This is a genomic window from Kineosporia babensis, from assembly GCF_021129305.1.
Classification (GTDB): domain Bacteria; phylum Actinomycetota; class Actinomycetes; order Actinomycetales; family Kineosporiaceae; genus Kineosporia; species Kineosporia babensis.
Genome location: NZ_JAJOMB010000004.1, coordinates 407,137 through 424,220 on the forward strand (window position 1 = coordinate 407,137; position 17,084 = coordinate 424,220).

The 17,084-nt window shown below is 68.5% G+C and carries 16 protein-coding genes; 7 read left to right on the top strand and 9 right to left on the bottom strand.

The features are described 5' to 3' along the window. The first annotated feature begins 86 nt into the window (after positions 1-86). A complete protein-coding gene (locus LR394_RS10695) occupies positions 87-947 on the top strand; it encodes an aldo/keto reductase (RefSeq protein ID WP_231440542.1) in 861 nt (286 codons plus the stop codon). A 126-nt stretch (positions 948-1,073) separates the two neighbouring features. Here LR394_RS10695 and LR394_RS10700 read toward each other — a convergent pair whose 3' ends face one another. After that, on the bottom strand, positions 1,074-1,697 hold the full coding sequence (locus tag LR394_RS10700; protein ID WP_231440543.1) for a cysteine hydrolase family protein: 624 nt from the start codon (positions 1,695-1,697) through the stop codon (positions 1,074-1,076). Positions 1,698-1,820: 123 nt separating this feature from the next. Between LR394_RS10700 and LR394_RS10705 the strand changes: the two genes are divergently transcribed. The 3 genes from LR394_RS10705 to LR394_RS10715 are packed head-to-tail and all read left to right on the top strand — an operon-like array spanning position 1,821 to position 3,654. Next, positions 1,821-2,384: a hypothetical protein gene (locus tag LR394_RS10705; protein ID WP_231440544.1), complete on the top strand. Its 564-nt coding sequence runs from the start codon at positions 1,821-1,823 to the stop codon at positions 2,382-2,384. After that, positions 2,372-2,965, top strand: coding sequence for a SigE family RNA polymerase sigma factor (locus LR394_RS10710; protein WP_231440545.1), 594 nt, complete (start codon positions 2,372-2,374; stop codon positions 2,963-2,965). Before LR394_RS10705 ends, LR394_RS10710 begins: the two co-directional genes overlap by 13 nt. Further along, positions 2,962-3,654 carry a hypothetical protein gene (locus tag LR394_RS10715; RefSeq protein WP_231440546.1) on the top strand — a complete coding sequence of 231 codons (693 nt, stop codon included), beginning with the start codon at positions 2,962-2,964 and terminating at the stop codon, positions 3,652-3,654. Before LR394_RS10710 ends, LR394_RS10715 begins: the two co-directional genes overlap by 4 nt. Before the next feature lie 4 nt (positions 3,655-3,658). On the opposite strand, the gene LR394_RS10720 is transcribed toward LR394_RS10715, so the two are convergent. From LR394_RS10720 to LR394_RS10730, 3 genes are all read right to left on the bottom strand, one after another. Then, the gene (locus LR394_RS10720) at positions 3,659-4,291 is read right to left on the bottom strand and encodes a hypothetical protein (RefSeq protein ID WP_231440547.1); all 633 of its coding nucleotides are present in this window, start codon (positions 4,289-4,291) and stop codon (positions 3,659-3,661) included. A gap of 202 nt (positions 4,292-4,493) precedes the next feature. Then, complete coding sequence (locus LR394_RS10725; protein WP_231440548.1) at positions 4,494-5,114, bottom strand: hypothetical protein; 621 nt, start codon at positions 5,112-5,114, stop codon at positions 4,494-4,496. Positions 5,115-5,155: 41 nt separating this feature from the next. Beyond that, positions 5,156-6,931, bottom strand: coding sequence for a DUF4012 domain-containing protein (locus tag LR394_RS10730; RefSeq protein WP_231440549.1), 1,776 nt, complete (start codon positions 6,929-6,931; stop codon positions 5,156-5,158). 438 nt (positions 6,932-7,369) lie between these two features. Between LR394_RS10730 and LR394_RS10735 the strand changes: the two genes are divergently transcribed. Together LR394_RS10735 and LR394_RS10740 are read left to right on the top strand one after the other, a co-directional pair. After that, on the top strand, positions 7,370-8,533 hold the full coding sequence (locus LR394_RS10735; protein ID WP_231440550.1) for an NAD(P)/FAD-dependent oxidoreductase: 1,164 nt from the start codon (positions 7,370-7,372) through the stop codon (positions 8,531-8,533). Between the two features lie 28 nt (positions 8,534-8,561). Beyond that, entirely contained in the window at positions 8,562-9,611 is a 1,050-nt protein-coding gene (locus tag LR394_RS10740; RefSeq protein WP_231440551.1) for a homocysteine S-methyltransferase family protein, read from the top strand. A gap of 58 nt (positions 9,612-9,669) precedes the next feature. Here the strand turns inward: LR394_RS10740 and LR394_RS10745 are convergent, their stop codons facing one another. The 4 genes from LR394_RS10745 to rpsA form a co-directional block, all read right to left on the bottom strand. After that, positions 9,670-10,200, bottom strand: coding sequence for a barstar family protein (locus LR394_RS10745; RefSeq protein WP_231440552.1), 531 nt, complete (start codon positions 10,198-10,200; stop codon positions 9,670-9,672). 143 nt (positions 10,201-10,343) lie between these two features. Next, a complete protein-coding gene (gene uvrB / locus LR394_RS10750; RefSeq protein WP_231440553.1) occupies positions 10,344-12,437 on the bottom strand; it encodes an excinuclease ABC subunit UvrB in 2,094 nt (697 codons plus the stop codon). A 93-nt stretch (positions 12,438-12,530) separates the two neighbouring features. Continuing rightward, entirely contained in the window at positions 12,531-13,139 is a 609-nt protein-coding gene (gene coaE, locus LR394_RS10755; RefSeq protein WP_231440554.1) for a dephospho-CoA kinase, read from the bottom strand. A gap of 234 nt (positions 13,140-13,373) precedes the next feature. Next, complete coding sequence (gene rpsA / locus LR394_RS10760; protein ID WP_231440555.1) at positions 13,374-14,876, bottom strand: 30S ribosomal protein S1; 1,503 nt, start codon at positions 14,874-14,876, stop codon at positions 13,374-13,376. A gap of 279 nt (positions 14,877-15,155) precedes the next feature. Here rpsA and LR394_RS10765 point away from each other — a divergent pair, with 279 nt between their 5' ends. Next, positions 15,156-16,076, top strand: coding sequence for a class I SAM-dependent methyltransferase (locus LR394_RS10765; RefSeq protein ID WP_231440556.1), 921 nt, complete (start codon positions 15,156-15,158; stop codon positions 16,074-16,076). On the opposite strand, the gene LR394_RS10770 is transcribed toward LR394_RS10765, so the two are convergent. Continuing rightward, positions 16,064-17,011, bottom strand: coding sequence for a GIY-YIG nuclease family protein (locus tag LR394_RS10770; RefSeq protein WP_231440557.1), 948 nt, complete (start codon positions 17,009-17,011; stop codon positions 16,064-16,066). The genes LR394_RS10765 and LR394_RS10770 overlap by 13 nt on opposite strands. Positions 17,012-17,084: the final 73 nt, after the last annotated feature.

Genomic DNA, 17,084 nt, shown 5'->3' on the forward strand with positions numbered 1-17,084 from the left:
GTTGGCCACGACGTTCCCCTACGCGAGGAAGCTCGGGGACGGGAACGATCCGAGACACCGCCTGATTCACCGGAGGCAAGCACCTCATGTCAGTAGCTGACAGCGGCACGATCGACCTCGGCGGCCAGAAGGTCGCCCGGCTCGGGTTCGGCGCCATGCGGATCACCGGCGACGGGATCTGGGGGCCACCGAAGGACCACGACGAGGCGCTGCGGGTGCTGCGCCGGTCCGTCGAGCTCGGTGTCACTTTCATTGATACCGCCGACAGTTACGGCCCCTACGTCTCCGAGGACCTGATCAAGGAGGCGCTGCACGACGGCAGCGGCTACGGCGACGTGGTCATCGCCACCAAGGGCGGCCTGACCCGCAGCGGCCCGGATGTCTGGCCGCAGCTGGGCCGTCCGGAATACCTGCGTCAGTGCATCCTGATGTCGATGCGGCGCCTCGGCCTGGAGCAGATCCCGCTGTGGCAGCTGCACCGGATCGACGCCAAGACGCCGCGCGAGGACATCTTCGGCGAGATGAAGAAGTTCATCGACGAAGGGCTGGCCCTGCAGGTCGGCCTGTCGCAGGTCGACGTCGAGGAGATCAAGGCCGCGCAGGCCGCCGGCCTGCCGATCGCCTCGGTGCAGAACCGCTACAACCTGGGCGACCGCAGCGCCGAGGACGTGCTGGAGTACTGCGAGCAGCAGGGCATCGCGTTCATCCCGTGGGCGCCGGTGAACGCCGGCACGCTGGCCCGGCCCGGCGGTCCGCTGGAGAAGGTGGCCGCTAATCACCCGGGCGCCACCACGTCCCAGCTGGCGCTGGCCTGGCTGCTGCGCCGCTCCCCCGTCATGGTGCCGATCCCGGGGACGTCCTCGGTGAAGCACCTGGAGGAGAACCTCGGCGGCGCCGACATCCAGCTGACCGACGAGGAGTTCCAGGCACTCGCCGACGCGGTCTGAACCACGAACCAATGGGGGACGTGTGTGCGCCCGGTGCGCACAACGTCCTTCATTGGTGGTGAGGAAAGAACCAACAGGGGACGTGCGTGCGCGAGGTGCGCACGCACGTCCCCCATTGGTTTGCTGTCAGGTCAGAGCGCCGAGCAGTTCGTCCGCGGTGACCGGTACCGAGAACATCGGGAAGTCGAAACGCAGGGCGTTCTCGTGCTCTTCGGCCGAGGTGGCGGCCGTGCAGTCGGACAGCGTGATCACCCGGTAGCCGTTCTCGTACCCGCTGCGCATGGTCGACTCGACGCAGCAGTTGGTGAGGAAGCCGCCCAGGATCACCGTGCGAATTCCCTTGCTGCGCAGGATGAAGTCGAGGTTGGTGCTGGCGAAGGTGTCCAGTCCGCGCTTGCCCTCGACCACGATGTCACCGGGTTGCGGGGCCAGGTCGTCGGTGATCGCCGCGCCCCACGAGCCCTTGACGAAGGCCTTGCCGTCGACCACGCCCTTCAGGATGCCGTAGGGGTGTGCGCTGATCTCGTTGTACCCCTCGGCAAAGGTGATCGGCGCGTGCATCACCGTGACCCCGGCCGCCCGCGCCGCCTGCACCACGGACTGGGTCTTGGCCAGCATGCCGGTGCTCTCCATCACCGGGGCGACTGCGGCGTGCAGCACGCCGCCCTCGCTGGTGAAGTCGTTCTGGTACTCGATCAGCACGATCGCGGTGGTGGCCGGGTCGATGGGCTCGAGGACCGGGTTCGCCATGGCAGTCTCCTTCGGCGGCTTCATCGGGCCGGGAAAATTTCTGGTGGCTCATGACAACCATAGGGCGCGCCCCTGCGTATTGAGGGGGAAGGACCCGGGGCAGCAGGAAATCAGGGAGCGGGGATGACCAGGACGGTCGGGGCGGCGCTGCTGGCAGCGCTGCTGGTCGGGGGGCTGGTGGGGTGTGGAGGGGACACTCCCACCAGCGACCCGATCCAGGGCGAGACGGCACCGGACCAGAGGGCACCGGACGAGGGATCGCCGACGTTGTCCGACACCGGCTTCGGGGAACTGAAGCTCGGGATGAGCCTGAAGCAGGCCACCGCGCTGGGTCTGGTGAAGAACCCGGCCGCGGCGACCGAATCGGCGCCCGGATGTCAGCTGTACGAGGGCGAGCAGGGCCTGGACCAGCTCTTTTTCGTGGACGACCAACTGCTCATCATCTACCCGGAGCCGCCGGTCCGGCTGGACACCGGGATCGGGGTCGGGGACACGTACGAGCAGTTGCAGGGGGCGTACGGCGATCGGGTGCAGCCGAGCGAGGGGTTCGCCCGGGTCTACGTGACGGCGCCGCAGGCTCCCTTCGACACCGACTACCGGATCGAGATCGACAGCGAACGTGCCTTCCGGGACTCGCGGATCGAGCGGATCGCACTGGAGGCCAAGGATCACGGATGCTACGAGTAGCACTGGCCGGAGTGGGGCTGGTGCGCAGCGAGGCGGATCGTTCCGCACACACCTTCGGCCAGGATGAACTGCAGGGTTCCGGCGCGGCCGGCGACTCCGGGTTCGTGGAGTTCGGCGACTACGTCCGCGCCCGCCTGCCGGACCTGCTGCGGATGGGGCACGCCCTGACCGGGAACCCGCACGACGCCAGTGATCTGGTGCAGGACGTGCTGGAGAAGGTGGGGGTGCGCTGGAACACGCTGCAGCGGCAGGGCGCAAACCTGGACGCGTACGTGCGCCGGGCGATGGTGAACACCCGGACCAGCCGCTGGCGCCGCCGGCGCCGCGAGACTTTGGTGGCGGTGACCCCGGACAGCGGTTTCGCCCAACCGGATCGTTTCGACGACGAGCCGCTGTGGCAGGCCCTGGCCGTCCTGCCGGCCAAGCAACGCGCGGTGCTGGTGCTGCGTTACTACGAGGGACTGAACGAGGCCGAGATTGCCGCGGCGCTGGGTATTTCCACGGGAACGGTGAAGAGCCACACCTCCCGGGCGATGGCCACGCTGCGCAGCAACCTGGTGGTCGAGGAAGGTGGCCGATGAGTCACGACGAACTGGAGCACCGACTGCAGGCCCTGCTGCACGAGCGTCAGCTTGACCTGACCCCGCGCTCCGGCGCCACCGGCATGGTCGAGGGGCGGGTGCGCCGGGCCCGCAGGCGGCGGCGCGCAGTACAGACGATGGCTCCGGCGGCGCTGACCGTTGTGGCCATCGCCGCTGGAATGGCGATCGCGGGGCAGTATTCCGACGACGATCCGGTCGCGCCCAAGTACGACGTCCTCAGCGACACCGGTCTCGGCGAGGTGCAACTCGGGATACCGATCACCGATGCGCAGGCCGCGGGCGTGGTCGGGGACGAGATCCCGCCGGAGACCGAGCGAGCCAATGCCTGCCTGCAGTACCAGGGATTCGGTTCGGTGGAAAGAGTTTTCGCCGACCGTGGGGTGATCGTCCAGATCGATGTGGATGCGCTGGCCGAAACTCCTCAGGGGCTGAACATCGGCGACACGTATGGTGACGTGGTCGCGATCTACCCAGAGGCCGGACCGGTGAAGTCGAAGGTTCCGGAGTTGCTCGAGATCGCCGCGCCGGGTGGTTCCGGGAACGTCTATCGAGTCGCTCTCGAACCCGAAGGCGATGAGCGGGATGCCAAGCCGGCCGAGGAAAGGTATGTCTTCGAACTGTCGCTGCGCACCCCGGATCTGGGCGACGCGGGGGCCTGCCAGGTCTGAGGACTCAGCTCGGGATGCCGTCCCAGACCGTGACCTGAACGGCCAGTTCGTCGGCCTTGGCGGAGCCCTCGCCGATCCGCAGCCAGGCGATCCGGCCTTCGGAAGTGCTCAGGCAGAACTGGTCTCCGGGAAAGACGTCGAGCGAAGGGTAGCCCTCGGTGTCGTCCGCCACCTCCGCCACTGCCGTCGCGCAGCGTTGGGCGGCGTCGGCGGGCAGACCCTGGTCGAGGTAGAGGCTGCCGGTCTTCACCGAAAGGCCGCTGCGCTGCGACCAGAACACGTCCTGGGCACCGGGCTTGTCCGCGTCGATCCGGTCGAGGTCCACGCCCAGGCCGCTCTCGATCGTCACCGGATCGTCGAACAGCACCACCGGGCGCTCGATCGCAGCCGGGTTCTCGTCGGGAGCCGGGGAACCTTCCATCCGCCACGGCAGCGGCCCGCCGGTGTTCCGGGCCAGCGGTTCGCTGTCCTCGGCCGGGCCGTTGTCGATCACGGCACTGGCTCCCCAGACGATGGCGCCGAGCACCACGAGCGAGCCCAGGGCGATCAGGGCTCGCGGGGCTCCGGCGGGTCCGTGGTCCGGCTCGTCGTCCGTCTCGCCGGAGGGCATTTCGGTGTCGCTGGGTCCTGCGGACATCACGGTGAGATCCCCTGTGGTTCTGTGTCGAGCTCGGTACTGGAAGGGAATGTGGACACGCCGAATCAGCCCGGCCGACCGCCCCGGGGGTGAGGTCGGGACGGCCGGCCGGGCTGTTGACCGGTGACGGAAGGGACCATCACCGGTCGTCGGATTCGGTGCCGCCGGTCTCCAGGTGGAAACCGGCGGCGCCGGGCCGGTCTCAGGAAATTGTCACGCTGGTGCTGGCCACGCTCTGGCCGTCGATCGTGGCGCTGATCGCGTAGGTGCCGGACTGGGTGAACTTGAACTTCACCTTGGCCTTGCCCCGCCGGTCGACCCGGTCGCTCTGCGGTTCCGGGGAACTGCCCCCGCCCAGCCGGGTGGCCGTCACCGAGACCTCGGCGCCCACCGGCGCCATCCCGGTCAGTTCGAACCGCACGTTCTTACCCGTCACCAGATCGCTGTCGGTGCTGATCGCACCGTTCAGGACCGTGAAATCCGCACGAGCGTGCTCTTTGTCGCCCTCTGCGCAGTTCACGTTCCGGGCCCGCACCCGTTGGCGCCCCTCCTCGGCCGGGACGTTGGGGACCTCGATCGACGTCTGACCAGGGGGCAGAACGGCGTACTCGACCCCGTCGATGATGATGCGGGTGGAGCACGTCGGATTCACCTGGGTCACGGTCACCGTGACGTCCGCCGTCCCGTCCCCGTTCGGGGCGGCGCTGGCGGACACCTCCATCGGGGTCCCGGGCGGGTAGGCGTAAGCGATGCCACCGCCGACCCCGACCAGGGTCAGCGCCCCGGCGATTGCTAGTTTTCCGGATCTCGATCTTAAGGCCATGACTCGCTGGTCCCTTCGGGAAGAGCGATCGGGAACGGTGGTCAGCCCCCGACGACGGATGAGGTCTTGCAGGCGGTCAGCGGTTCGGAGCTGCTGGTGGCCGGCCTCACCATGGGCTGGTTCAGCACGACCGGGGTCAGCCCGGCGTCGTCCTCGACGACCGGAGTGGACATCACGACGTTCACCGTCCGCTGCTGACCGGCCTGGATCGGCACGATCACCCGCCAGACCGGATGATTGGTGTCGCTCCCGATGATGGGCGCGACCGTCGTCCCGTCGATCTGAGCAAGGACGGCGGTGCTCCCCACCGGCCCGTAGATGTCCAGCACGATCCGATTACTGCCGTCCCGCGTCTGTTTCCCCCTGATGCCCTTCTGCAGGAGGTCGCTGCGGACATTGACGTAGGACGGCAGCCCTTTCCCATCCTTGGGAGCCATGTTGTCCAGGGTGACCGAAATCTGGCCGGTCCTGGCACTGTTGGTGCAGGAGCCTGGACTGTACTTGGTGTCCAGCTGCAGGTAGGCGTCCATCTTGTTGCCACCACCGTTGTTGATCACGGCCATGGCGAACGGTCCCGGATCACCGGGCAGAGTGCCGGAGACGCTGAGCTGCTCCAGCTGGTCCTGGACATCATTGTCACCGGCCCACAGCAGCAGCCGACGCTCCCGGACCGGGTCGCGCAGCGACTTGATCAGCGTCGGCAGGCTGAACTCGCCACTGGAGAACTTACCGAAAACCGCTTCGACGAGTTCGGTGGTCACCGCATCCACCTCCGCCGGATCCGACCAGCGCGAGTAGACGCCCCGGCTCAGGAACTGCACGGCGTTGGACGAATCAACCTGCACGTTACGAACTTTCACCGGCCCGGTGGCCGCGAGCATGGCCGCGACCACGTTCTGGTCCACCCCGGCCACGAAGTCGATCTGCTCCCGGGTCCGGGCCTTCCAGCCGGAGGCCGCGAGCACACCGGTGTGCGGGAAGTGCGGGCTGGCGTTGAATCCCGCCCATTCGGTGAGGTCCCGGCCGTAGTGCTTGCGCAGGCTGTCCGGCGCGACCGTGGCCGGGATGGCCGGGCCGGCGTCCAGCTTGGAGCGAGACTCGGCGTCGGCCAGCTCCATCCGGCCCTGCTCGGTGTGCAGCTCTGCGAAAGCACCTACCAGGCCTCCGGTTCCCCGGGCCTCGGCATCCTGCTGCAGCAGCACCAGCCAGGTCTTGCGACCGTCGGAGCCGAGCATGCCGGGCAGTTGCTGCAGGATCGGCACCGAGTCGGCGAACGGGCCCCGAGCCGAGTTCAGCCCCTGGTTCAGCAGAGTGACACCACGGGCCACCTCGGGCCGGAGCTTGCTGGTGTCGAGTTCGCCGACCCGGACCGCACCGGCTGAGATCGCCGCCGAAAGACCAGGCATCGCATCGGCAATGTCCTGGATCGCCGCGGTGTCCAGTTGCCCCTGGGTACCGGACGCCCCGGTCGGCTTCAGCCGCGGCAGGGCCGCCTCCAGCGGGGCCGCGCTCTTGGTGATGTCGTTCATCGACCGGCCGACCTGGCGTGCGGCGTACAGATCACGGCCGAGGACAGGTACATAGCTGGCCACCGCCCAGACCGGGTCAGAGGTCAGGGAGTCCACCCGCTCGGCACTTGCGCGCACCTTGGCCAGCGACTCCCCCGTGGCGACCAGGTCATAACTTTCCAGGTTCCCCTGCAGCACCAGGCCGTCGGCCTGCAGCACCTGCACCGCGCCCTGCACCTGCTTGGCCCGCACCGCCAGCCAGGCCCCCGCACCCACCACCGCGAGCATGGCGACTGCGGCGGTCAGCAACCACGGTCTCCTGATCCGGATCCGTGGTCCGCGGTCCGCCCCGGCTTCATCGTTCGTACGCCACCCCACGGCGCGAGTCTGACACAGAGTGAACGTAGAGACACTCTTGGTCTAACCGGATGGTCCGAACGCCTGAGGACCGACCCCCGGACGGGACCTTGCGCACCCCGGCCGGCCACAACGTCCGTTGTTCGATCCGAAGGCAGGTGAGCAGCGCGGACGCCGTTACGGACCCGAATCGGATACGGGCCGCCGGACCGGTGGCGCGGGAGCACGGGCCGCAGCTTCACCCATGCAACCCCTTCACCAGAGTTGACTGCCAGTCACCATTAAGGGGGCGATTGTTAAATCGGTGAAGCGCTTCACCGACACCCCTCCCCCAGCGTCCCCACGAGCCCTAGTCTTCGGCTACAGCTGTGAAAGAAAGGGAAACAGTTCATGACGAACGAGCCGGACGACGTCCTTGACCTGCTGGTCATCGGCGGCGGGGTGATGGGCCTGTTCACCGCGTACCAGGCGAGCCGCAACCGGTCCCGGGTGGCGGTGATCGAGGTGGGCGAGATCGGAGATCCGGCGACCGCGTCGTTCGGCCGCACCCGTTCCTACCGCCGGGACTACCTGGAGGCCGGGTACACCCGCTTCGCCGACGAGGCGATCCGGCTCTGGAGCGAGTTCGAATCCGCCACCGGCGCCGACGTTCTGGTGCGATGCGGGTGCATGAACGTCGCCAGCAAGCAGATCACCCCGGACCTCGAGAACACCTACGCCACGTTGAGCAGCGACGTGCTGCGGCGCCTGGGCATTCCGGTGACCTCGTTGGACACCGACGGCATCGCCGCGCAATACCCCAACCTGAAGGCGGATCTGGCCGATCTGGACCCGATCGGCGGCCTGGTCGATCTGCGCACGGTCACCGCCACGCTGCAGAAGTCGCTCGCCGAGGCGGGGGTTGCGGTCCATCAACGGACGTCCACCAGCACGATCGCCGAAAGCGACGGTTACGTACGGGTCACCACTTCGGCCGGCACCTTCACCACTCGCTCCCTGGTGATCACCGCCGGGCACGGGACCAACGACGTCCTCGATCTGCTGCCGGGCAACCAGCTTCGGGTACCGATCACCAAGGACCGGCCCAGCGAGGCGCGGTACTACACCCCTCCGGCCGAGACCCGGCACCTGTACACCTCGGACCGGATGCCGGTGATCGCCTACCTGGACACCGGAATCTACCTGCACCCGATCGTCGAGGGAGTGGTGGACGCGGTGAAGATCGGCTTCTACAACCCGCCGGACATGCCGCGCGGCACCACCAGCATCAACAGCGTCGGGGACTTCGTCGAGCAGTGCATGCCCGATCTGCTCGGGGCCGAGTCCACCCCGGTGACCGACGTCGACGGCTGCGACTACGACCTGGTCGCCGACGACGACTTCGTTCTCGGGGCGGTACCGGGCTTCGGCAACGTGTTCGTCGGAGTCGGCTGGCGCGGCACCGGTTACAAGTACGCCCCCTGGGTCGGCCGGGTGCTGGCCGAACTGTCCTGCCAGGAAGGCACCGTCTACGACGTCGCCCGATTCAACCCCGGTCGCTTCGTCACCACCTGAATCCCTCTTCCAGACAAGGAACCAGAGCATGACCCGACCCAGCTCCCGCAGCTTCACCGAGCGGTTGGCAGACGGCGTGATGATCGGCGCCGAGGGCTACGTCTTCGAGCTCGAGCGCCGCGGCTACATCAAGGCCGGCCCGTACGTGCCCGAGGTCATCCTCGACGAGCCGGAGGCGCTGCGGCAGTTGCACCGCGAGTTCCTGCGCGCGGGCGCCGATGTGATGGTGGCACTGACGTATTACGCGCACCGGGAGAAACTGAAAGCCGTCGGCCGCGACGGGCAGCTGGAGGAGCTGAACCGGCAGGCCGTCCGGATCGCCAACGAGGTTGCTGCCGAGGGTGGCGCGCTGGTGGCCGGGAACATCTGCAACACCTGGTCGTACGACCCTTCGCGGCCGGTGGAGTCGGGCGCCGTGGTGCGGGAGCAGTACCGGGAGCAGCTCGGCTGGGCGGTCGAGGAGGGCGTGGACTTCGTCATCGCCGAGACCAACGACTTCGTCGGGGAGGCGCTGATCGGGCTGGAGGTGTGCCAGGAGCTGAATCTGCCGGCCGTGGTCACCTTCGCCAGCGTGCAACCGGAACAGACCTACGACGGTTACGACTACATCGAGGCCTGCAAGCGCCTGGCCGACGCCGGTGCTGCCGTGGTCGGGTTCAACTGCTCGCGGGGGCCGGAGACCATGCAGCCAATGCTCGAAAAGCTCCGTGCTGCGGTGGACATCCCCATTGCGGCCCAGCCGGTGCCCTATCGGACGAATGCCGCTACCCCGGCTTTTGAGTCGCTGGAACTGCCGGCCGGCGGGCGGGCGTTCCCGATCGCGCTGGAGCCTTTTGCGCACACCCGGTTCGAGATGGCCGAGTGGGCGCAGCAGGCGGCCGATCTCGGGGTCTCGTTCGTGGGGATCTGCTGCGGTGGCGCGCCGCACCACGTCCGGGCGATGGCGGAGGCGCTGGGCCGGCAGACCCCGGCCAGCCGCTACTCCCCCGTGCTCGACCTGCACCCGGTGCTGGGCACCCTGGCCGACACTTCGGCGCAGGACGTGATGGGCGACTGGAGTGCAGCTGCGCCGGTTTAGTACTTGATGGGGGACGTTCGCCACCGGTTGGGTAGCGAACGTTCCCCATCGGGGGTTTTCAGCCAGCGGTGTCGGGCAGGTCCGGCAGCAGGATGACCTCGGCGTGCGGTTCCCAGCGGTTGCGGGTCTCGTCGGTGTGCCGCGGCAGGCAGGCCAGCACGATGTGGAACGGGACCGGCGGCCGGTCGCGCCATTCGCCGAACTCGACCGCGGTGCCCCATTCCGCCGACACCATCCGCAGCACGTCGAGCAGCACCTCGAACTGGGCCGGGTCGTCGTCGGCCAGCACCAGCTCGGGCTCCTTGACGATCAGCACATAGCCGGCCTGCTGGGGAATCCAGTCCAGATCGGCCAGACAGTCGCCGAACCCGTCCCAGTTCTCGGTGAAGTACCAGGGGAACTGCAGCGCGGCCGCGAACTCGTCGAACAGACCCTGCTGGGTGCGGCATTTGCGACCGCGCACGGTCCGCACCGCCAGCCCGGCCCCCGACCAGCCCCGCTGGGCCAGGGCGTGGGAGCGCTCGTCGGCCGGGCGCAGCAGCGGACAGAACGTGCTCTCTGTGCGCAGGAGGATGGGCGAGGGTTTCATCCCGGCCATGTTCTCAAGCCGAGACCTCCCACGGCAGCAAGGACATACGGATGGCGGCATGATCCGCAGGTCCGGACCACGTTCCGAGCCAGCTCCCGAGCCCAGGCTCCTCCCGGCGGGCCCATCCCCCGGCCCGTCCGGGCTCAGGCGTTGGCGGCCTTCATCCCCCTCAGCTCCTTCTTCAGCTCGCGGATCTCGTCGCGCAGCCGGGCCGCCAGCTCGAACTGCAGCTCGGTGGCCGCGGTGTGCATCTGGTCGGTCAGCTGCTGGATCAGGTCGGCCAGGTCGGTGGCGGGCACGTTCTCCACCCCGGCGGCGCGGGCGGCGCTGCTCATGCCCGGCACCGGGGCCTTGCCCCGGCTGCGCTGCCGGCCACCGCCACCGATCAGCTCCTCGGTGTCCTCGTCCTCACGGGCGAGCATGTCGGTGATGTCCTGGATCTTCTTGCGCAGCGGCTGCGGGTCGATGCCGTGCTCGGTGTTGTACGCGACCTGCTTCTCGCGGCGGCGGTTGGTCTCGCCGATCGCGTACTCCATCGAGGGCGTGATCTTGTCGGCGTACATGTGCACCGCACCGCTGACGTTACGGGCGGCCCGGCCGATGGTCTGGATCAGCGAGGTGGACGAGCGCAGGAAGCCCTCCTTGTCCGCGTCCAGGATGCTGACCAGCGACACCTCGGGCAGGTCGAGGCCCTCCCGCAGCAGGTTGATCCCGACCAGCACGTCGAACTCGCCCTTGCGCAGCTCGCGCAGCAGCTCCACCCGGCGCAGCGTGTCCACCTCGGAGTGCAGGTAGCGCACCCGCACACCCTGCTCGAGCAGGTAGTCGGTGAGGTCCTCGGACATCTTCTTGGTGAGCGTGGTGACCAGCACCCGCTCGTCCTTCTCGGCGCGCTCGCGGATCTCGCCCAGCAGGTCGTCGATCTGGCCCTTGGTCGGCTTGACCACGATCTGCGGGTCGATCAGGCCGGTGGGGCGGATGATCTGCTCGACCACCCCGTCGGCCCGGCCCAGCTCGTACTGCCCGGGGGTGGCCGACAGGTACACCGCCTGGCCGATCCGGTCGGCGAACTCCTCCCACTTCAGCGGGCGGTTGTCCATCGCGCTGGGCAGCCGGAAGCCGTGGTCGACCAGGGTGCGCTTGCGCGAGGCGTCGCCCTCGTACATCGCGCCGATCTGCGGCACCGTGCTGTGCGACTCGTCCAGCACCAGCAGGAAGTCTTCGGGGAAGTAGTCGAGCAGGCAGTTCGGGGCGCTGCCCTTGGGCCGGTCGTCCATGTGGAAGGAGTAGTTCTCGATGCCCGAGCAGGACCCGACCTGGCGCATCATCTCGATGTCGTAGGTGGTGCGCATCCGCAGCCGCTGGGCCTCCAGCAGCTTGCCCTGGCGCTCCAGCTCCTCCAGCCGCTCGGCCAGCTCGACCTCGATCGCCTCGATCGCCCGGTGCATCCGCTCCGGCCCGGCGACGTAGTGCGAGGCCGGGAAGATGTACATCTCCTTCTCCTCGCGCACGATCTCGCCGGTGAGCGGGTGCAGCGTGTAGATCCGGTCGATCTCGTCGCCGAAGAACTCGATCCGGATGGCCAGTTCCTCGTAGACCGGGATGATCTCGACCGTGTCGCCCCGGACCCGGAAGGTGCCGCGGGTGAAGGCCAGGTCGTTGCGGGAGTACTGCATCTGCACGAACTGGCGCAGCATGTCGTCCCGGTCGATCTGCTGGCCGACCTTCACCGTCTGCATCTGGTCGATGTACTCCTGCGGGGTACCCAGGCCGTAGATGCAGGAGACGGTGGCGACCACCACCACGTCGCGCCGGGTGAGCAGCGAGTTGGTGGCCGAGTGCCGCAGCCGCTCGACCTCCTCGTTGATCGAGGAGTCCTTCTCGATGTAGGTGTCGGTCTGCGGGACGTACGCCTCGGGCTGGTAGTAGTCGTAGTACGAGACGAAGTACTCGACCGCGTTGTTCGGCAGCAGCTCGCGGAACTCGTTGGCCAGCTGGGCGGCCAGGGTCTTGTTCGGCGCCATGATCAGCGTGGGCCGCTGCACCTGCTCGATCAGCCAGGCGGTGGTGGCGGACTTACCGGTACCGGTGGCCCCCAGCAGGACGGTGTGCTCGTCCCCCGCCTTGACCCGCTTGGCCAGCTCGGCGATGGCGGCCGGCTGGTCGCCGCTGGGCTGGTATTCCGAGACCACGGTGAAGGGTGCGACCGTGCGCTTGAGATCGGTGACTGGCCTCATGACGACTACGGTAAGCGCAGCCACCGACAGTCTTGTTCCCCAGCGCGGCCGGGCCGGGCAACAGCCTGCTCCACGGCCTGTTATCGAGCCGGTTCAGCCGTCCTGATGGCGCAGCGGCTCGATCCGATTGCGCCAGCAGGCGTCCACCTGCGCCAGGGTGGCCGCGAGCGAACCCGAGTTGTCCAGCACCACGTCGGCGATCGCGGCCCGTTCCTCGTCCGAGGCCTGGGCACGGATGCGGGCCTTGGCGTCCTTCTTGGTCATCCCGCGGTCGGCGATCAGCCGCCGGATCCGCTCCTCCTCCGGGGTGAACACAACCATCACCAGGTCGTACTCCGCCCGGTTGGGGTTCTCCGCGAGCAGGGGGACGTCGTGCACCAGCACTGCGTCCGGCGGGGCGGCCGCGACGATCTCTTCCATCCGTGAGGCCACCCGCGGGTGCACGATCTGGTTCAGCTTGGCCAGTTTCTCGTCGTCGGCGAAGACGATCTGGCCCAGGGCCGGGCGGTTCAGCCGGGCGTCCTCGGTGAGCACCTTCTTGCCGAAGACCTGGACGATCTCGGCGAGCCCGCCGGTGCCCGGTTCGACCACTTCCCGGGCGATCACGTCCGCGTCGAGGATCAGCGCCCCCAGGTCGGAAAGCCGCCGGGAAACCGTGGACTTACCGGCGCCGATGCCGCCGGTGAGCGCTGTGCGGACCATGGCGAGCAGTCTAGGGCGCTCCGGGCTACCCACCGGTCAGCCGGGCGGCGTGCCGACGGCGGCCCTCGGCATCGCCGATGTAGTCCCTGGTTCCCGACCGGACCAGAAGGTGAGGGACGCCCGCCGGCGCGACCGACGTCCACAGTTCTGCTCTGCCCGCAAACACCGGAAGGCCCGGCCCCACCAGGGGACCGGACCTTCCGGCACTACGACCTACAGCTGGTCAGCGGGCGATCAGGCGCCGCCGGTCAGCTTCTCCCGCAGAGCGGCCAGCGCCTCGTCGGTGGCGAGGGTGCCCTCGGCCGCCGGCTGCTCGCTGGAGTAGCTCGAGCTCGAGGAGGAACCGCTGGAGGACGACGAGGCCGCGGCCTCGTCGACACCGGCGGCGCGGGCCTCGGCCTCGGCCGCGCTCGCCTCCTCGATCTGCTTGCGGTGGGCTTCCCAGCGCTCGTGGGCCGCGGCGTACTGCGCTTCCCACTCCTCGCGCTGCTTCTCGAAACCTTCGAGCCAGTCGTTGGTCTCGGGGTCGAAGCCCTCGGGGTACTTGTAGTTGCCGGCCTCGTCGTACTCGGCCGCCATGCCGTACAGGGCCGGGTCGAACGTCTCGGCGCCCGCACCGGAGCCGGCCTCGTTGGCCTGCTTCAGCGACAGCGAGATCCGGCGACGCTCCAGGTCGATGTCGATGACCTTGACGAAGATCGGGTCGTTGACCTGGACGACCTGCTCCGGGATCTCCACGTGGCGCTCGGCCAGCTCGGAGATGTGGACCAGGCCCTCGATGCCCTCGTCGACGCGGACGAACGCACCGAACGGCACCAGCTTGGTGACCTTACCCGGCACGACCTGACCGATCGCGTGGGTCCGGGCGAACTGCTGCCACGGGTCTTCCTGGGTCGCCTTCAGCGACAGGGACACGCGCTCGCGGTCCATGTCGACGTCGAGGACCTCGACCGTGACCTCCTGGCCGACCTCGACAACCTCACCCGGGTGGTCGATGTGCTTCCAGGACAGCTCGGAGACGTGCACCAGACCGTCGACCCCACCGAGGTCGACGAAGGCGCCGAAGTTGACGATGGAGGAGACCACACCGGAGCGGACCTGGCCCTTCTGCAGGGTCTGCAGGAAGGTCTGGCGCACCTCCGACTGGGTCTGCTCGAGCCAGGCGCGGCGGGACAGGACCACGTTGTTGCGGTTCTTGTCCAGCTCGATGATCTTGGCCTCGATCTGCTTGCCCACGTAGGGCTGCAGGTCACGGACGCGGCGCATCTCAACCAGCGAGGCCGGGAGGAAGCCGCGCAGGCCGATGTCGAGGATCAGACCACCCTTGACGACCTCGATCACCGTACCGGTGACGATGCCGTCCTCTTCCTTGATCTTCTCGATGGTGCCCCACGCACGTTCGTACTGGGCACGCTTCTTCGAGAGGATCAGGCGCCCCTCCTTGTCCTCCTTCTGGAGAACAAGAGCCTCGACCTCGTCGCCGACGGTGACGACCTCGTTGGGGTCGACGTCGTGCTTGATCGAGAGTTCACGCGAGGGGATGACGCCCTCGGTCTTGTAGCCGATGTCGAGGAGCACCTCGTCGCGGTCGACCTTGACGATCGTGCCGGAGACGATGTCCCCGTCGTTGAAGTACTTGATCGTCTCGTCGATGGCCGCAAGGAAATCGGCCTCGGTGCCGATGTCGTTGATCGCGATCTGCGGGGTGCGCGCCTTTTCGGCCGTGCTGGTGGTCATAAAGTAGGGGCTCCGATGCGGACTGTTGGTAGACGGGACAGGACACGTTCAGTGCTCTGGGTGCGGGAGAACTCGCTGCTCCGGAACCGGTCCGTGATGCTTCGGCCGATCTCAGACGGTAGGCAAGCCCAGCTGCGCCTCCCATAGCCTATCCCCCGCGCGAAGGCAGGGCAAAGCCGCCCCGGCTGCGACACGCCCGGGCTCGGGACGCACTCTGACCTTCGCGGGACGGATCCCGGCGGGTAGCGCCCGGACCACCCGTTCCGAGCAGAGGACGAGGTGGTCACCGACGTCCTCGGCGCCCCCTCGAGCGGTACGCACCTGATGAGCGGAGTGCGCTTGGATGGCGCCGTGACTTCTTCCGCCGATCTGCGATCCGCCGGCTACCGCGACGCCGGGGCGCAGGAGAGCGTACGTGCGGGCCGCGAGTGGTGGGACGCCAACGCGGCCGAGTACCACCACGAGCACGGCGCCGACCTGGCCGGCCGGCTGGTCTGGGGACCGGAACTGCTGGACGAGGCCGCAGCGGGACTGCTCGGGCCGGTAGCGGGCAAGGACGTCCTCGAGATCGGCGCCGGGACGGCGGACAGTTCGATCTGGCTCCACGGACAGGGAGCGAGGGCCCTGGCCACAGACCTGTCCATCGGAATGCTGCAACGGGCCACCGTCGTCCACCAGCCGCGCGGAACCGAAGGCGCGACGTGCGAGTCGGGCTCCCCCTCGGCCGCGTCCTTGCCTCCTCGCCTCGCCTGTGACGCCCGCGTGCTTCCTTTCGCCGACGCGTCCTTCGACATTGTGTTTACGGCTTACGGAGCGCTCCCCTTCGTCGCCGATCCCGAACGCGTCCATGCCGAAGTCGCCCGGGTACTGCGCCCCGGCGGCCGTTGGGTGTTCTCCGTGACCCACCCGGTGCGCTGGGCCTTCCCGGACGACGCCGGTGAGGGCGGACTGACTGTGCGCCGGTCTTACTTCGACCGAACCCCTTACGTGGAGACGGACGAACGCGGCACGGTCAGCTACTCCGAGCACCACCGGACGGTCGGTGACCGGGTGCGCGAGCTCGCCGCCGCCGGGTTCCGGCTGGTGGATCTGGTCGAGCCGGAATGGCCTGCCGAAGTCAGCCGGGCGTGGGGCTCCTGGAGTCCCCTGCGCGGTCGGCTGATCCCTGGCACCGCGATCTTCGTCAGTCAGAAACTCTGATCACCGGCAGCTCTGATCACCGGCAGCGTGGCCAGTTCAGCGGCCAGGGCTGCGTTGCGCTTGAGGAAGACGTCCCAGTCGCCGGCTGCTGTGCTCTTCGGGCCGAGCCGCAGGCCACTGCCCTGTTTCCACTCGCACACCCGGCCGTCCCGGACGAGGAGCCGCAGGCCGAACCCGTCGCTCTCGCCGGCCAGCACCTGGTCCGGCCTGCCGTCGACGGTCATCCGCTGCGGGGCGACCACCCAGGTCAGGCCCTCGATCTCGTCCTGCACCGCGGCCGCGATCTCGAAGAGCAGATCGGCCGAGGCCCGGTCGCGTCTTTCGCTCAGGAGCTTCAGCGCTGCGTCGTCGTCGGCCCGTTCCAGCGCGGCGACCACGGCGGCGACCAGCGTGGCCCGGTCGGCGGAGTTCACCCCACGAGTGGCCGCCATGTCCCGTTCGGCCGCGGTGAGCCGGGAGCCGGTGTAGGCCAGCGGGTAGCAACGCCGGAGCCCGGCCAGCGCGGCCCGCACCTTGCCCGAGCCCAGGTAGGGCCCGAAATACCTGACGCCGGGCCGGGCTTCGACGCCGAAGACCAGATCGAGACGTGGGGCCGCGGCCGAGTCGTCGAGCCGGAGGTACACCGGTAGTTCCTGCCCGCCCCGAGCCCGGTTCCAGCGCGGTTTGCTGCGCTGCAACAGGTTTCGCTCGAGCCAGGCCGCCTCGTGCTCGGACTCGCAGACCAGGGCCTCGATCGCGGCGACCTGCGGCACCATCCGGCGCAGGCGAGGACGGTCGGCCAGGGCACCCCAGTAGGAGCCGACCCGCCGCCGGAGATTGCCGGCCCGGCCGATGTAGAGGGCCTTGCCGGTGGCGTCGCGGAAGCGGTACACACCGGGTTCGGCAGGCAGGATCGCTACCGCAGCCGGACGTGGTTTCAACGGGCGACCGGACATGGTTTCACCGGGCGAACTGTACGCGCCGCCGGAGAACTAGGGCCCGGCTTCGACCGGGCCGAGTGATCTGGCT

Coding starts and splice junctions, on each gene's coding strand:
- LR394_RS10695 (WP_231440542.1), top strand. CDS start 87: ATGTCAGTAGCTGACAGCGGCACGATCGACCTCGGCGGCCAGAAGGTC.
- LR394_RS10700 (WP_231440543.1), bottom strand. CDS start 1,697: ATGGCGAACCCGGTCCTCGAGCCCATCGACCCGGCCACCACCGCGATC.
- LR394_RS10705 (WP_231440544.1), top strand. CDS start 1,821: ATGACCAGGACGGTCGGGGCGGCGCTGCTGGCAGCGCTGCTGGTCGGG.
- LR394_RS10710 (WP_231440545.1), top strand. CDS start 2,372: ATGCTACGAGTAGCACTGGCCGGAGTGGGGCTGGTGCGCAGCGAGGCG.
- LR394_RS10715 (WP_231440546.1), top strand. CDS start 2,962: ATGAGTCACGACGAACTGGAGCACCGACTGCAGGCCCTGCTGCACGAG.
- LR394_RS10720 (WP_231440547.1), bottom strand. CDS start 4,291: ATGTCCGCAGGACCCAGCGACACCGAAATGCCCTCCGGCGAGACGGAC.
- LR394_RS10725 (WP_231440548.1), bottom strand. CDS start 5,114: ATGGCCTTAAGATCGAGATCCGGAAAACTAGCAATCGCCGGGGCGCTG.
- LR394_RS10735 (WP_231440550.1), top strand. CDS start 7,370: ATGACGAACGAGCCGGACGACGTCCTTGACCTGCTGGTCATCGGCGGC.
- LR394_RS10740 (WP_231440551.1), top strand. CDS start 8,562: ATGACCCGACCCAGCTCCCGCAGCTTCACCGAGCGGTTGGCAGACGGC.
- LR394_RS10745 (WP_231440552.1), bottom strand. CDS start 10,200: ATGAAACCCTCGCCCATCCTCCTGCGCACAGAGAGCACGTTCTGTCCG.
- uvrB (WP_231440553.1), bottom strand. CDS start 12,437: ATGAGGCCAGTCACCGATCTCAAGCGCACGGTCGCACCCTTCACCGTG.
- coaE (WP_231440554.1), bottom strand. CDS start 13,139: ATGGTCCGCACAGCGCTCACCGGCGGCATCGGCGCCGGTAAGTCCACG.
- rpsA (WP_231440555.1), bottom strand. CDS start 14,876: ATGACCACCAGCACGGCCGAAAAGGCGCGCACCCCGCAGATCGCGATC.
- LR394_RS10770 (WP_231440557.1), bottom strand. CDS start 17,011: ATGTCCGGTCGCCCGTTGAAACCACGTCCGGCTGCGGTAGCGATCCTG.